Genomic DNA, 13,136 nt, shown 5'->3' on the forward strand with positions numbered 1-13,136 from the left:
TTCCCAAAAAGGCATTTCCCGGCTATCCATGCTTGGCGGCACGGTGCGCCGCTGGGCCATCTTCCAGTCACAATGATAAGGGAATCAGTCGCCCGTGCGGGGAACACTGACATCTCTGATTGCTGCAGCTGTGTTGTGCGGGGTGACATCCTTCGCGCACGCGCAAACTGCTGCGCCTAAAGCCGCCAAGGATACGGCAAAGCCCGCGGCAGCGAAGCCTGCTGCCAAGCCGGATCCGGCGGCAACTGCAGCCGCAGGCGGCGCGGAGCCGAACCTGATCGGCCAATTCGGCACATGGGGCGCCTACACGGCGATGCCGAACGGCAAGAAGGTGTGCTTCGCATTGGCCAAGCCGTCTTCCTCGAAGACCAATCCGCCGAACCGTCCGCGCGATCCGGCCTACGCGTTCGTCTCGACGCGCCCGGCGGAAAAAGTCGTCAACGAAGTCTCGATCATGATCGGCTACGCGCTGAAGCCGGGCTCGGAATCCTCGCTCGAGGTCGGTGGCGCGTCCTATGCGATGTACACCCAGGGCGACGGGCTCTGGATCAAGAACGCCGCCGAGGAAGAGCGGATGGTCGATGCCATGCGCAAATCGGCCGATGTTACCGTCAAGGGCGTCTCCGCCAAGGGCACCGAGACCACCGATACCTTCTCGCTGAAGGGTTTGTCGCAGGCGCTCGACCGGCTGGCGCAGGATTGCCGGCGCTAAAGCATGATCCGGAAAAGTGGTCACCGGTTTTCCGGAAAGATCATGCTTCAAACAAGATGAGCTGCTTTTAAGCCCAAAATAGCGTTGTTTGTCGGCCCTGGAAGGCCTATTTGATCGCTATCTCCCCTCATGGCGAGGAGGCGCTTGCGCCGTCTCGAACCATGAGGCCCGGCTCTCATGCTTCGAGACGCGCTTTGCGCTCCTCAGGATGAGGGAGAAAATTTCTCAAGAACAGAAATTCAATGACCGTAAATTCAATCGAGACCGGTTCTGCGGCTGGAGCTCCCCTTGAGAAGCTCCCGCTCGAGACCTACGTGCCGCCCGCCAAGCCTTCGCTGATCGGCCTGTCGCGCGCCGAGATCGCGGATCGATTGGGCGAGATCGGGGTTGCGCCGGGCCAGCGCAAGATGCGGACGCAACAACTCTGGCACTGGATGTATGTCCGCGGCGCCAAAGAGTTCGACGAGATGACCAGCATTTCCAAGGAAATGCGCGCGCAGCTCGTGCAGCACTACACCGTCGCGCGTCCCGAAGTGGTCGCCGAGCAGATTTCCAACGACGGCACCCGCAAGTGGCTGCTGCGGCTGCCGAGCGGCGACGATGTCCAGAAGGCGCATGAAGTCGAATGCGTCTACATTCCCGAGACCGACCGCGGCACGCTGTGTGTCTCCTCGCAGGTCGGCTGCACGCTGAACTGCTCGTTCTGCCACACCGGCACGCAGCGGCTGGTACGCAACCTCACCGCGGGCGAGATTGTCGGCCAGATCATGGTGGCGCGCGACCGCCTCGACGACTGGGCCGATCGCGAGACCCCGACCGGCAGCCGCCGCGTCACCAATGTGGTGATGATGGGCATGGGCGAGCCGCTGTATAATTTCGACGCGGTGCGCGATGCGCTGCTGATCGTTGCCGACGGCGAAGGCATCGGCATTTCCCGTCGTCGCATTACGCTGTCGACCTCGGGCGTGGTGCCCAACATCATCCGTACCGGTGACGAGATCGGCGTGATGCTGGCGATCTCGCTGCATGCGGTGCGCGACGAATTGCGCAACGAGCTGGTGCCGCTCAACCGCAAGTATCCGATCGCCGAGTTGCTGCAGGCCTGCCGCGATTATCCGGGATCGTCGAACGCGCGACGCATCACCTTCGAATATGTGATGCTGAAGGGCGTCAACGATTCCCTCGATGACGCCAAGCTCCTGGTGAAGCTGCTCAAGGGCATTCACGCCAAGATCAATCTGATCCCGTTCAATCCGTGGCCGGGTACGCGCTACGAATGCTCGGACTGGGAGCAGATCGAAAAATTCTCCGAGTATATCTTCAACGCCGGCTACTCCTCGCCGGTTCGCACCCCGCGCGGCCGCGACATCCTCGCCGCCTGCGGCCAGTTGAAGTCGGAGACGGAAAAGTTGTCCGTGCGCGAGCGCGACGCGCTGCGCGCGATGGCGATGACGGACTAGATTCGATGGCGCTGATCGGCCGTCTCTTTGTCGTCTTCTTTGCTTTCCTGCTCGCGTGCTTCGCGGCCGGGGCGATCGTGGTCATTGCGGTGCTGTATCCGGAATTCAGCGATCTTGCGACCGGGCCGATCGACCAGAGCGCGATCAATGTCGTGCTCGGTTTCGGCTTCATCTTTCTTTCGGGCTTTGCGTTGTTGCCGGCGCTGATCGTGGTGCTGATCACCGAGGCCTTCTCTATCCGGGGCGTGCTCACTTACGCGGTCGGCGGCGCGATCGTCGGCGCGGCCTGCTATCTCGGCCTGACTCCGTTCGATCCGCAGACGATGCAATTCGACGGTATCGTGCGCCGTCACCTCGAGATCATGACCGGCGCGGGCATCGTTGCCGGTCTCGTCTACTGGATGATCGCCGGCCGCAATGCCGGCGCCTGGCGTGAACCGCCGCGTCCGTTGCGGCCGCCGCCGCCCTTGCCGTCGCAGTCGAGGCCGCTGCCGTGATGCTTTCCAACGCTTACTACCTCGGCTAAACCCCGCGCCATGAACCGGACCGGACTTCTCATCGCGCTCGCGCTCGCGCTTGTGATCGGATTGCTGTTCGGGATTTTCCCCGAACTCGATCTGAAGCTGGCGGCGCTGTTCTACGATCCCGCGACCAAATCGTTTCCGCTGAAGTCCGACGCCGTGGCCGCGTTCGCGCGCGATGGCGCGATGTGGGTGGCGTGGGCGCTGGCGCTGCCGGCACTGGTCGCCATCGTCGCAAAGCTGCTGCGGCCGGACCGGCCGATGTTGATCCCCGGCCGCGCCGCGGTGTTCCTGCTGGTCACGATACTTCTCTCCGCCGGCGTTCTCACCAACCTCACCTTCAAGAGCTATTGGGGCCGGCCGCGGCCGGTGATGGTGACGCAGTTCAACGGGCCCTGGGAATTCGTGCCGTATTGGGACCCGCGCGGGGAATGCGGGCGCAACTGCTCGTTCTTCTCCGGCGAGGGCGCCACCGCGTTCTGGACCTATGCTCCCGCGGTGCTGACGCCGCCGGCGTGGCGGCCGCTGGCCTATGCGGCGGCGACCCTGTTCGGGATCACCACCAGCGTGCTGCGGATGGCGTTCGGCGGGCACTTCTTCACCGATGTCGCGGCCGCTGGGCTGGTCAGCTTTCTGGTGATTTGGCTGGCCTATGCCTGGATCTACCGCTGGCCGTCGACCCGGCTGTCGGACGCGGCGATCGAGGCCGCGCTGGAGCGGTTGGGCCGGCCCGGCTATCGGCTGTGGCAGCGATGGCGCGGGCGCTCCCACTGGAGTAATCCGTCGGCGGGACCCTGACCCAGGCTCGCCCGCAGCGCCTCTTAAAACGCGTGCCCAGCCGCGTGAAATTTGCTATTCGCGCCCTCAACCCGCAAACGACAGGGCATTTCGAGCGATTGGAAGGTTTATGAGTACGATTTTGAAGAGCCTGCCCAAGGGCGAAAAAGTCGGCATCGCCTTCTCGGGCGGTCTCGACACCAGCGCGGCGCTATTGTGGATGAAGCAAAAGGGCGCGCGCACCTTCGCCTATACCGCCAACCTCGGCCAGCCTGACGAGGCCGACTACAACGAGATTCCGCGCAAGGCGATGGAATACGGCGCCGAGAAAGCCCGGCTGGTCGATTGCCGCACGCAACTGGTGCACGAAGGCATTGCCGCCATCCAGTCCGGCGCCTTCCACATCTCGACCGGCGGCATCACCTACTTCAACACCACGCCGCTCGGCCGCGCCGTGACCGGCACGATGCTGGTGGCGGCGATGAAGGAGGACGGCGTCAACGTCTGGGGCGATGGGTCCACCTTCAAGGGCAACGATATCGAGCGCTTCTACCGTTACGGCCTGCTGACCAATCCGAGCCTGCGCATCTACAAGCCATGGCTCGACCAGCAGTTCATCGACGAACTGGGCGGCCGCGCCGAAATGTCGGCGTTCATGACCGCGCATGGCTTCGGCTACAAGATGAGCGCCGAGAAGGCCTATTCGACCGACAGCAATATCCTCGGCGCCACCCACGAGGCCAAGGATCTCGAGCAGCTCGACAGCGGCATCAAGATCGTCAATCCGATCATGGGCGTGCCGTTCTGGCGCGACGACTGCGCCGTCAAGGCCGAGAAGGTCACCGTGCGGTTTGCCGAGGGCCAGCCGGTCGCGCTGAACGGCCAGACCTTCGCTGATCCGGTCGCGCTGTTCCTCGAGGCCAACGCCATCGGCGGCCGGCACGGCCTTGGCATGAGCGACCAGATCGAGAACCGGATCATCGAGGCCAAGAGCCGCGGCATCTACGAAGCGCCCGGCATGGCGCTGCTGCACATCGCCTATGAGCGTCTGGTCACCGGCATCCACAACGAAGACACCATCGAGCAGTACCGCATCAGCGGCATGCGTCTCGGCCGGTTACTCTACCAGGGGCGGTGGTTCGATTCCCAGGCGCTGATGCTGCGCGAAACCGCGCAGCGCTGGGTGGCGCGCGCGGTCACCGGCGAGGTGACGCTCGAGCTGCGCCGCGGCAACGACTACTCGATCCTGAACACCGAGAGCCCCAACCTGACCTATGCGCCGGAGCGGCTGAGCATGGAGAAGGTGGAGGATGCGCCATTCACGCCGGCCGATCGCATCGGCCAGCTGACGATGCGCAACCTCGATATCGCCGATACCCGCACCAAGCTCAATCTCTACGCCGAGAACGGCTTGCTCTCGAGTGGGGAAGGCTCCGACATCTTCCGGCTCGGCAGCGACAAGGGCTGAATTGTTCGCAACTCTACCCAGGTCATTGCGAGGAGCGTAAGCGACGAAGCAATCCACGCTTCATTTGAGTGGCGAGATGGATTGCTTCGCTCCGCTAGCAATGACGATAAAAATGGCCGGGATTGCTCCCGGCCATTTTCATTTGATGACGACCTGCCTCGGCGGCTTCGGCCTTACCGCGGCGGCGCGACGCCGGGCGGGGGCGGCGGCAGCGACGCCTGCCCACCATTGAGCAGCGGCGTGATGCGGCGGACGGTAACGCGCCGGTTGATCGCACTCGGCCCGTCGGTCTGCTCCTTCAGGTACTGCTTGCCGTAGCCCTGCGAGGTCAGGTTTTCGGCCGGCACGCCAAACTGCTGCGTCAGCAGCGTGGCCGCGGATTCGGCGCGGCGGTCCGACAGCGACAGGTTGTCGGTGTCGCTGCCGACCGCGTCGGTGTGTCCCTCGATCAGGAACACCTCGCGCGGGTTGCGCTGAATCGCCCGGTTGAGGCCGTCGGCGATCGCCTGCAGCTTCGCGGCCTGATCGGGCGGAATTTCCCACGATCCGGTTGCGAAGTTGATGGTGTTGACGTCGATGCTCGGCATCAACTGGCGCACGTTCGGGCTGTAGCGGATTTCGTCGAGCGTATAACGCCGCTCGATCCGGTCCACCGGCGGTGCCACCATGGTGTCGTAGATCAGCTCCGGCGGCGCTTCCTCGGAATCGACGATGTATCGATCATAGGGGATGCGGACCACCGGCGGCGGCAGGTCGACATAGAAGCCGCCGACCGCACGCGGATCGCGGTAGCTGTTGTCGATGATGATGATCTCGCGACCGCGGTCGTCGCGGCGAATCCGCCGCAGCAACTGGCCGTCGGGGCCGATCACCGTGATGATCTCCGATCCGTCGGGCCGGATCACGACCGTGCGGGTTTCGCCGCCGATGGTCTGGGTCCGGATGTCACGCGCACCGTACTGGAAGCGATCCATCTCGTTGTGACGGACATACTCCTGCCCGCCGGGATCGCGGATGATGATCCGGCCCGGCTCGGTGATGACGGTACGTCCGCCCTCCTGGACCTCGCGGCGTTGGCCGCGGAAGTCGCTGAGGTTGCGCGGTCCCTGCATGGCGGCACCCGGTGCGATCGGGGCCAGCGCGACAGCGGGCGGCGGTGCGGCCGGCAGCGGCGCGGTGATCTGAGGCGCGCGCTGGAATGCCGGCGTGACCGTCGGCGGCGCGTTCTGCGCGCGACCCGGAGGCACCGCGGAGTTCGGCCCGGCCGGCACCGCGGTGGGTGCCGCAGGTGCGCCCGCGGCCGCAGGTGCGCCCGCGGCCGGAGGTGCTCCAGCCGGAGCTGTCGTAACTGGAGGTGCCGCTCCCGGGACAGCACCCGGTGCGCCGCCCGGAGGCGGCCCGCCGGGACGTCCCTGCTGACCGGTTGGCCCACTTGTACCGGCAGGCGGTGTACCGGCAGGCGGTCCGCCCGGCGTACGCGGCGGCGGCGCCGTCGTCGGACTTCCACCTGCAGGAGGGGCAGCTGTCGGAGGCGTTGCCGTCGGTGCAGGTGTCGGCGCCGGTGCCTGCTTGGCGCCGGGAGGCGGCGGAGGTGGAGGCGTCGTCGGTTGCTTCGGCGCAACCGGAGGCGTCGTCGCTGCCGGGGGCGGCGGCGGAGGCGGTGGCGGCGTATGAACGGGCGGGGCCGCCGTGGGCGGAGCCGGGGGGGCCGGACGTGCGGGAGCAGCGGGCGGAGGCGGCGCGGGCGGCGTTGGACGCGCGGGCGCAGCCGCGGGAGGCGGCGGTGGCGGGGCCTGATGCTGCGGAGGAGGCGGTGGCGGCGGAGCCGGACGCGGAGCTGCAGCCGGGGGCGGTGGCGGAGCTGGACGCGGAGCTGCAGCCGGGGGAGGTGGCGGCGGCGGTGTTGGACGCGGGGCTGCAGCCGGGGGAGGTGGCGGCGGCGGTGCGGGATGCGGTGCTGCGGCGGGCGGCGGCGCCGGTTGCCTTGGCGCGGCGGCCGGCGGCGGCCCCTTCGGCCTTCCATCAGGGCCAAGCTCTTCCTTGGCTTGCGCCACGACGAGCGGCGCAGTTTGCGCATGCGATGTGGAAGTCGCCAGCTGTGCCACGGTCAAAGCAGTGGTGGCCAGCAGCAGGATGCGAAGGTTTGTCATGATGTCCTTAGGTCCCGGAAGGTTCTTGAAAGGCATGGATTAGCTTTTACGGATAAGCTTTTACCGAAGGTCTCGGCAGATCGATCAACGGCTAATCGTTAGGCCGGATTGTGGCAGGCTATGAAACTCGAATGCGATATATTTCGTCCACGCAACAGCATGCATGCATCATTGTTCATTACTCATTCAGGCCGCCCCCATTCAGGCCACGCTTTCAGCTCCAGGTCATGTTGTTGCCGAAATCAGTAGCCGGATTCGGCGTGCGAGGTCCATCCGGTCCGCGCAACGGAAGCTCGTCAGGCATCTTGCCCGGCAGCTCCTGCGGTGGCGGTGGCAAGCCCGGATCGTGCACCGGCGGCGGTATCTCCGGACGCGGATTGCCCGGAGGTGTTTCCTGCGGCGGTTCGGTCGGATGTCCCGGCGTTGCCGGCGGAATTTCTGGAGGTTCGATCGGCATCCGGGACAACGGCGTAGATGCGGCGATGTTCCGTGCGCATTGCAGTCACGACCTAACCGGAACCGCGAACCAGCAGCGTGTTGCTGCGGGTCTTGCCGGTCTCGGCGTAGCCGCGGGCGCGCATGTCGGCGATACAGTCTTCGAGCCACTCGTTTGCCGATAGATGCTCGATCACCACGGCGCGGGGCCACAGCGTTTGTGGGGCGTCCTTGAAGAAGGGAATCAGCGCGCGGTCCTCGAAACCCTCGATGTCGATCTTGAGCGCGTCGACCTGCGTAACGCCGGCATCCTCGAGGATACGCTGCAGCCGCAGCGACGGCACCTTGATGGCCTTGCTGGAAGCTTCACCCGTGACGATATGGCTGGCGCCGAAGTTGTCGCCATCGGTTTCGATCATCAGCTCGCCATCGGCGGCGCCGGCGGCGGCGGCCACCAGACTGACCTGGGTATAGCCGGAGGCTGAATTGTTGAAGGCGAGCCGCGCGTGGGTGACGGGATGCGGTTCGATCGCGATCACCTTGCCCGCAGGCCCGACATGGCGCGCCAGCACCATGGCGTAGGTGCCGACATTGGCGCCGACGTCGACGAACACGCCGCCGACAGGCGTATGCGCGCGCAGAAAATCCAGCTCGTCGATATTGTAATCGGGATTGAACAATGCGCCGCGTTCGGTGGCGCTGGCCTGGTGATAGAAGCGAAACGACGCGCCCTGATAGATGACATCGACGGGTCCGGCGCGCAGCAGATTGACCAGCCGCGACAGCATCGGGCGAAACGCGCCGCGCTTGAGCCGCGAACGATGCGCCAGCCGGATGATGGCGGCCTGCGCAGCAGTCGGGGCGAACGCGCCGAACGGCGCGGGCGAAGGGTCATTGTCGGGCGTCAAGCGGTTATCCTCGGTGAAAGCGGCACATGCATAGCCGGTTTTTCGGCGGCGATACAACGGCGCATCGGGCGTCCTCGGCGTGAATCGGATGGGTATCGCTTCGCTCCACCCATCGAATCTCGAATACGACTTCGCTATCTCGCGACACACTGCGCCCGAGTTTTGCCAATCATTCGCCTCTCTCGAAATCAAAGGGCGCAGGGAAGACCGGGGGTGCGCTGCACCCGCGGTCTCGCGTGCATGAGATGCGAGAAGATGCGCACACGAGCATGCAGGTCAGGTCCACACGACTTCACCGTAGGCAACGACAGCGCTCATCTTTCGCCGGGCAAAGCTGACCTGAAGGCATCTCCGCTTCAGGACACCTTAATGTTCGACCCGGTACAGGCGCCATCGCTTCGGCACGCCTTTGAGTTGGTGAACGCCGCGATCCTCGAAACGAATTCCGGACTGCGACATCTGATCCTTGACCGCGCTCGAGACCAGGACTTCGCCGGCGCGCGCTTTCGCGGCGACGCGCGCGCCGATGTGAAACGCGAGACCGACCACTTCGCCGCCGCTCACCGTGTATTCGCCCGCATGCAGGCCCACCCTGATCTCGAGACCCAGCGTGCGCACGGCCTCGCGGATCGCGGCCGCGCAACGGACGCCGGCTGCCGGCGCCTTGAACGTCGCGAGCAGTCCGTCCCCCGTCGTCACGACTTCCTTTCCGCGCAAGGTCTTCAACTCCTTGCGGACGGCGGCGTAATAGTGACCCATCACCTGCGTCCAGCGGGCATCGCCGAGCCGCGCGGCTTTTTCGGTAGACCGGACGATATCGACAAAGAGGATCGTGGCGAGCGCTTGTTCGAGCTCGGAGCTACGATCGGCGGTTCGGCGCCGGGTCGCAATACTTCCAGTCAGCAGTTCGTAGCGATGGTTGCGCCGCCGCGCGATCGCGGCTTTTGCATAATCGCTGGCACGCTGCACCGTGCCGCAACGAATTGTCTTGTCCCTGGGTGGAAGCGTCCAGTAGACCTTTCGTCCATCGCCGGCGCCATGGACCTCCACCGCGCCCCACTTCAGGAAAACTGCCGAGCCAACCCGTCGAATACACCATGCCTTTGACGTGTATCCGGAAACGTTTGACTGATGGAGTCCGACGCGAAGGAATTTGGGCATGAACGTGCGGCCGATCGAAAGGCGGTTTAGGCCTACCTGGGGTAAAGCGTAGTCATCCATTCCCGCATTGGCAACAGTACTGCCAATCGAAAACTTGCCAATGGTTCACGCGCCAATTCGCGTCGCAAGCACCCCGACGAGAGCGCTCCGGGTTAGTTCCGTAGGGCTCCGCGTTTTTCCTGCGCTGTTGCCGAAACGCGACAATCGCGAATCCGTCGTGTGGTACGCTCGGAGCGACCGTACGGATCGTGCGATGTAATGGTTCGTGATGGTTGGTTCACAAGGGGGACCACGGAATGAACCAGCGCTTCCTGCCGCTGACTTGTTTCCTCACCTTGACGGTGCTCGCAACGGTTTCGGGCGAAGCGACGGCGCTCGCCAGCCAAAAGCAAACCCATCATGCCAAGAAGGCGCATGGGGCAATGGGGGCGCGGCATCACCGCAATGCCGAACTGAAAAAGCATGGGCACGCGGCGCATGTCGCGGTGGCGCGACGCAAGTCGGCGCCGTCTGTCGATGCCGCAGCCGCGCCTCCACTCTCGGGCGACCTCGCAGCGGTCAAGAGCGCGATCGACTTGGCCCGCAGAGCCAAGACGGGTGAAGCGACCGTCATTGAAAAAGCAATCGGCGACCCAACGGCCCAGAGACTTGTCGAATGGTTCATTCTGCGACATCCGGATGCCGACGCGAGGTTCGACCGGTATGCGGCGTTCATTGCCGACAACCCGAACTGGCCGGGCATGGGGTTAATGCGAAGGCGCGCGGAGGCGCGCCTATGGCAAGAGCGGATTGACGCGACCACGGTTCGTCGTTTTACGGGCGATCGGCCGACAAGCACGAAGGGCCGTCTTGCGCTTGCGCGGGCGCTTCTTGACGGAGGCGATCGTGAGGGCGCCCGACGCTGGGCTCGCGAGGCCTGGCGGTCGGAGGAGCTTTCGGAACGCGCGGAAACCGAGGCGTTCGAAGTGTTCCGCGACCTGCTCACACGCGAGGACCACCGGGCACGGATGGACAAGCGCATCGGCGCGAAGGATTTTTCGGCAGCGAAGCGCGCAGCACAACGTCTCGGTAGCGACGAGGTTTCGATCGTGAAAGCCTGTGTGGCTTCGATGGCGAACGAGACCAAGGCGCTCGACCAGCTTGACGCCGTCGAAACCGCGGCACGGCAGGACCTTGGCTACACCCTATGCCTCATTCATTGGATGCGGCGTCACGATCGGATTGAAGGCGCAACCCGTCTGGTGCTGGCGGCGGTGCCGGAAACCATGGCGTTCCAGGACACCGATGAATGGTGGCGAGAACGGCGCCTTCTCGCTCGCAAGCTGCTTGATCTCGGCAGGTTCCGGACCGCCTATGAAGTCGTGCGCGACGCCGCCCCGCCGGCCAGTGAGAATTACCGGGCGGACTTTCATTTCATGTCCGGCTGGATCGCGTTGCGCTACCTGAATGATCCTGCGACGGCGCGCGCACACTTTGCCCATATCGACGATGGATCGGTCAATCCGACCGTGCTTGCGCGGGCGAACTACTGGCGAGGTCGCGCCGCCGAGGCGACCGGAGACAACGACGCCATGCGTGCGGGCTATGAAGCCGCCGCGCGCCACACCACGGCTTATTACGGACAGCTTGCACGAGCCAAACTCGGTCTTGAAAGACTTGAGCTGCGCGGACCGCGGCAAGCCGATCCGGCCAGCAGTCCTGCGTTTTCGGACCAAATCGTGCGTGCCGCCGACATGCTCTATGCGGTCGGCGAGCGCGACGTCGTGGTGAGTTTTGCGGTCGATCTCGCGGAACAGTCCGATGATGTGGCGACGCTGACGGCGTTGGGCGAGCTTGCCGGACGCCGCAACGATGCGCGCGGCATGTTGGAGATCGGGAAGACAGCGCTCGCCCGTGGGCTGGCGGTCGATCACTACGCCTTTCCAACGATCGGAATCCCGCAGCACAGTCCGATCGGGCCGGAAATAGAGCGCAGTGTCATCTATTCGGTAGCGCGTACTGAAAGCGCGTTCGACCAGCGCGACAAGTCGGCGGCAAACGCGGTCGGACTGATGCAGGTCACACCCGAAGCCGCCCGCGACACTGCCAAAAGGTTCGGCGTCGCCTACGATTGGGACCGCATGGTTTCGGATCCTGTCTATAACACGCAAATGGGCGCGGCCGAACTCAGCGCACTGTTAAAGGAATACGGTGGCTCTCACATCATGGCCTTCGCGGGTTATAATGCCGGCCGGGGCCGCGTCCGGGAGTGGGTAAAGCAGTACGGCGATCCTCGCGATCCCAATGTGGACGCGATCGACTGGGTGGAACGCATTCCATTTTCCGAAACGCGCAACTATGTCCAGCGAGTCATGGAGAATTTGCTGGTCTATCGTGTTCGGTTTGATAATGGCAGTGGCGCGTCGGTGATTGCGAAGTCGGATCAACGTCCCGGGATCTCCCAGGAGGCTAACTCGGTGCCGCTGTTGGCCACCGAAACACCGGCTTCTCGGTGAGACACGGGCCGAAAAGCTGGCGAGGGCTGGCGGATCAGCAGGTCATTGGTAAGCAGGCTGAATCTCTCGGCCTCCTATTGGGGGCAGGCGGGGGCCAAGAAGCCAGTTTGTAGTATTGCTCACATAGTGGGCGGGTTTTGGAATTGTCACGCGCCATTCGCCTGCTACGAAAAGGCTGCAGCTTATCCATACGCCGTATAAAGCGCTCAAGCGCCAACATGAGCCGGCTGGCGTCGCGGAATCGACACTCCGTTTGTCGGGATCCGCGCCGGTCGTTCGTCCTCTGGATGCACAGCCCTCTCGACAGCGTCCTGCAATGGCCCGGAGCCTTCCAATGATCCCCACCATCACAGCCTTCGAACGGTCGCCCGACCGCGGTAAAGGACAGGCACGGGACATGCGTGTTCGTTGGGCGCTCGAAGAAGTGGGCCAGCCTTACAACGTTCGTCTTGTTTCGTTCACCGCGATGAAGGAGCCCGCGCATCGTGCGCTGCATCCGTTCGGGCAGATTCCGACCTATCAAGAAGGCGAGCTCGCTCTGTTCGAGTCGGGGGCCATCGTGCTCCATATCGCGGAGCGCCATCGTGGCCTGCTGCCGGATGATACGAACGCCCGGACGCGCGCGATCGCATGGATGTTTGCCGCGCTCAGCACGCTGGAGCCTCCGATCGTCGATCTCGGTATCGCCATGCTGCTGGAGCTCGACAAGACCTGGTACGCGCAGCGCCTGCGTATCGTCGAGGATCGCATTCGCGTTCGGCTCGGTGAACTCTCCGCCCGCCTTGATAATGCCGACTGGCTCGATGGCGCGTTCAGCGCCGGTGACCTTCTGATGGTGACCGTGCTGCGCAGGTTGAACGGATCGGAAATCTTGCAGGAATATCCTGTTCTCTCCGCCTATGTCGCCCGCGGCGAAGCGCGGCCGGCCTTCAGGCGCGCTTTCGACGCCCAACTGGCGGTCTTCACCGCCGCATCGACCGGCTGATGAGGACCGCGTTGGGTTACGAACGGCCTATGAGCTTTTGCGACCAGCTCGAAGATCCTTTCCG

General features: G+C 64.3%; 11 protein-coding genes. 7 read left to right on the forward strand and 4 right to left on the reverse strand.

The window, feature by feature from the left end; genetic code table 11:
• Positions 1 to 94: 94 nt before the first annotated feature.
• The 5 genes from FFI89_RS01770 to argG all read left to right on the forward strand — a co-directional run bounded on the left by FFI89_RS01770 (position 95) and on the right by argG (position 4,938).
• Positions 95 to 712, forward strand: coding sequence for an invasion associated locus B family protein (locus FFI89_RS01770; protein ID WP_138832334.1), 618 nt, complete (start codon positions 95 to 97; stop codon positions 710 to 712).
• A gap of 242 nt (positions 713 to 954) precedes the next feature.
• Entirely contained in the window at positions 955 to 2,172 is a 1,218-nt protein-coding gene (rlmN, locus tag FFI89_RS01775; protein ID WP_138832336.1) for a 23S rRNA (adenine(2503)-C(2))-methyltransferase RlmN, read from the forward strand.
• 5 nt (positions 2,173 to 2,177) lie between these two features.
• Positions 2,178 to 2,669, forward strand: coding sequence for a hypothetical protein (locus FFI89_RS01780; RefSeq protein WP_138832338.1), 492 nt, complete (start codon positions 2,178 to 2,180; stop codon positions 2,667 to 2,669).
• A 39-nt stretch (positions 2,670 to 2,708) separates the two neighbouring features.
• Positions 2,709 to 3,491, forward strand: a complete 783-nt coding sequence (locus FFI89_RS01785; protein WP_138832340.1) for a phosphatase PAP2 family protein — start codon at positions 2,709 to 2,711, stop codon at positions 3,489 to 3,491.
• Between the two features lie 109 nt (positions 3,492 to 3,600).
• Positions 3,601 to 4,938, forward strand: coding sequence for an argininosuccinate synthase (argG, locus tag FFI89_RS01790; RefSeq protein ID WP_138832342.1), 1,338 nt, complete (start codon positions 3,601 to 3,603; stop codon positions 4,936 to 4,938).
• Positions 4,939 to 5,111: 173 nt separating this feature from the next.
• Here the strand turns inward: argG and FFI89_RS01795 are convergent, their stop codons facing one another.
• The 4 genes from FFI89_RS01795 to FFI89_RS01810 all read right to left on the reverse strand — a co-directional run bounded on the left by FFI89_RS01795 (position 5,112) and on the right by FFI89_RS01810 (position 9,592).
• Positions 5,112 to 7,088, reverse strand: a complete 1,977-nt coding sequence (locus tag FFI89_RS01795) for an OmpA family protein (RefSeq protein WP_138832344.1) — start codon at positions 7,086 to 7,088, stop codon at positions 5,112 to 5,114.
• Positions 7,089 to 7,302: 214 nt separating this feature from the next.
• On the reverse strand, positions 7,303 to 7,545 hold the full coding sequence (locus tag FFI89_RS01800) for a hypothetical protein (protein WP_138832345.1): 243 nt from the start codon (positions 7,543 to 7,545) through the stop codon (positions 7,303 to 7,305).
• A 52-nt stretch (positions 7,546 to 7,597) separates the two neighbouring features.
• Entirely contained in the window at positions 7,598 to 8,431 is an 834-nt protein-coding gene (locus FFI89_RS01805; RefSeq protein WP_138832347.1) for an FkbM family methyltransferase, read from the reverse strand.
• A gap of 366 nt (positions 8,432 to 8,797) precedes the next feature.
• Positions 8,798 to 9,592: an adenylate/guanylate cyclase domain-containing protein gene (locus FFI89_RS01810; protein WP_138832349.1), complete on the reverse strand. Its 795-nt coding sequence runs from the start codon at positions 9,590 to 9,592 to the stop codon at positions 8,798 to 8,800.
• A 296-nt stretch (positions 9,593 to 9,888) separates the two neighbouring features.
• Between FFI89_RS01810 and FFI89_RS01815 the strand changes: the two genes are divergently transcribed.
• Positions 9,889 to 12,087: a lytic transglycosylase domain-containing protein gene (locus tag FFI89_RS01815; RefSeq protein ID WP_138832351.1), complete on the forward strand. Its 2,199-nt coding sequence runs from the start codon at positions 9,889 to 9,891 to the stop codon at positions 12,085 to 12,087.
• Between the two features lie 334 nt (positions 12,088 to 12,421).
• Positions 12,422 to 13,072, forward strand: coding sequence for a glutathione S-transferase family protein (locus tag FFI89_RS01820; protein ID WP_168212745.1), 651 nt, complete (start codon positions 12,422 to 12,424; stop codon positions 13,070 to 13,072).
• The last annotated feature ends 64 nt before the right edge of the window (positions 13,073 to 13,136 follow it).

This window comes from Bradyrhizobium sp. KBS0727 (assembly GCF_005937885.2).
Lineage (GTDB): Bacteria > Pseudomonadota > Alphaproteobacteria > Rhizobiales > Xanthobacteraceae > Bradyrhizobium.

Bases quoted from the DNA above. Each gene is read 5' to 3' on its own strand.
- rlmN (WP_138832336.1), top strand. From the start codon at position 955: ATGACCGTAAATTCAATCGAGACCGGTTCTGCGGCTGGAGCTCCCCTT.
- FFI89_RS01780 (WP_138832338.1), top strand. From the start codon at position 2,178: ATGGCGCTGATCGGCCGTCTCTTTGTCGTCTTCTTTGCTTTCCTGCTC.
- FFI89_RS01785 (WP_138832340.1), top strand. From the start codon at position 2,709: ATGAACCGGACCGGACTTCTCATCGCGCTCGCGCTCGCGCTTGTGATC.
- argG (WP_138832342.1), top strand. From the start codon at position 3,601: ATGAGTACGATTTTGAAGAGCCTGCCCAAGGGCGAAAAAGTCGGCATC.
- FFI89_RS01795 (WP_138832344.1), bottom strand. From the start codon at position 7,088: ATGACAAACCTTCGCATCCTGCTGCTGGCCACCACTGCTTTGACCGTG.
- FFI89_RS01800 (WP_138832345.1), bottom strand. From the start codon at position 7,545: ATGCCGATCGAACCTCCAGAAATTCCGCCGGCAACGCCGGGACATCCG.
- FFI89_RS01810 (WP_138832349.1), bottom strand. From the start codon at position 9,592: ATGCCCAAATTCCTTCGCGTCGGACTCCATCAGTCAAACGTTTCCGGA.
- FFI89_RS01815 (WP_138832351.1), top strand. From the start codon at position 9,889: ATGAACCAGCGCTTCCTGCCGCTGACTTGTTTCCTCACCTTGACGGTG.
- FFI89_RS01820 (WP_168212745.1), top strand. From the start codon at position 12,422: ATGATCCCCACCATCACAGCCTTCGAACGGTCGCCCGACCGCGGTAAA.